The sequence below is a fragment of the Sulfitobacter sp. HI0129 genome (assembly GCF_001635395.1).
Classification (GTDB): domain Bacteria; phylum Pseudomonadota; class Alphaproteobacteria; order Rhodobacterales; family Rhodobacteraceae; genus Sulfitobacter.
Window position 1 is genome coordinate 1 of sequence record NZ_LWGH01000504.1, and the last position, 1,259, is coordinate 1,259.

Annotated in this window: 1 protein-coding gene and 1 pseudogene; both read left to right on the forward strand. The window is 67.8% G+C overall.

Going from position 1 to position 1,259, the window contains the following annotated elements; all coding sequences use genetic code 11:
- A pseudogene (locus A3764_RS13780) lies at positions 1 to 267 on the forward strand (hypothetical protein); the annotation flags it as partial.
- A gap of 54 nt (positions 268 to 321) precedes the next feature.
- Complete coding sequence (locus tag A3764_RS13785; protein WP_067925124.1) at positions 322 to 1,170, forward strand: EamA family transporter; 849 nt, start codon at positions 322 to 324, stop codon at positions 1,168 to 1,170.
- The last annotated feature ends 89 nt before the right edge of the window (positions 1,171 to 1,259 follow it).

The window sequence follows — 1,259 nt, forward strand, 5'->3', positions numbered from 1 at the left end:
GCTGTTGGAATGGCACCCCCCGGGACCGTCGATCTGACGGAGGCGTATCACGCCGCGCGGCGCGTCGTCTTCGACCGGATCGAACCTGTCCGGGTGGTGGCCCGACCGGGTCAGGCGATCCTGCTGCACCGGCACGTGCTGCACGGCGTCGCGCCATGGGGAGGCGCAGGGCGGGACGGGGCGCGGTCGCGGGACCAGCAGCCGAGGATGATCGCCTATTTCCGACCGGAACTGCCGGGGGGCGGCCCCTGGCTTGCGGCTGACTGAAGCGGCTGCGCGGCCCCCTTGCCGCCGGTTCGAAATCGAAGGACAACGGGCGGCATGACGACAACCGTGTTCCTCGCCGTTCTCTGTGCCGCGCTTTTGCACGCGGGCTGGAACGCGCTCGTGAAGGGCGGGGCGGACAAGCGGGTGAACATGAGCGGCGTCATCATCGGCCATCTTCCCGCGTCCCTGCTGGCCTTGGCCGTCGCGCCTGCGCCCGACTTGGCGAGCTGGCCCTACCTGCTGGCGGGCATGGCCTGTCATTTCGGCTACCAGATATTCCTGCTCAATGCTTACCGGGCCGGTGATCTGAGCCAGGTCTACCCCATCGCCCGGGGCACGGCGCCGCTAATCGTGGCTGCGGTATCGGTCCTGTTTCTTGGCGTGGTGCTTGCCCCGCTGGAGCTGGCGGCGGTTGCGATCATCGCGCTGGGGCTAATGAGCATGGCGCTGGTGCGCCAGTCCGACGGGACGCGCAACCTGCCTGCGGCCCGGCTCGCCGTGATCACGGGTTGTTTCATTGCGGCCTATTCGCTGGTGGACGGGCTGGGCGCGCGGGTATCGGGCAGCCCGCTGGGATTCTACGCATGGCTCGGGACCCTGAACGCCCTGATCTTTGCCGCCTACATGCGGATCACCGCGCCCGGAGTGCTGACGCAGATGCGCGTCTCGGGCAAGCGCGTCTTCTGGGTGGGAGGGACGGCGTCCTTCGTGGCCTATGCCATCGTGGTCTGGGCTTTCACACAGGCCCCCATCGCGCTGGTCACGGCGCTGCGGGAAACCAGCATCGTCTTCGCGCTGGGGATCGGCGTCTTCTTTTTCGGCGAGAAGATGAACCTCCCCAAGTTGCTTGCCACCTTCGCGACCCTGTCGGGGGCGTTGCTGCTTCGGTTGGCACGGCTTTAACCTTCGGGGAAATGGCCGCCGTGGTGGCCGCCGCCGCGTGAGGGTCACGGTATCTTCGCCGAATGACCCGATCCTCGCCCCATTCCCGC

Bases quoted from the DNA above. Each gene is read 5' to 3' on its own strand.
- A3764_RS13785 (WP_067925124.1), top strand. From the start codon at position 322: ATGACGACAACCGTGTTCCTCGCCGTTCTCTGTGCCGCGCTTTTGCAC.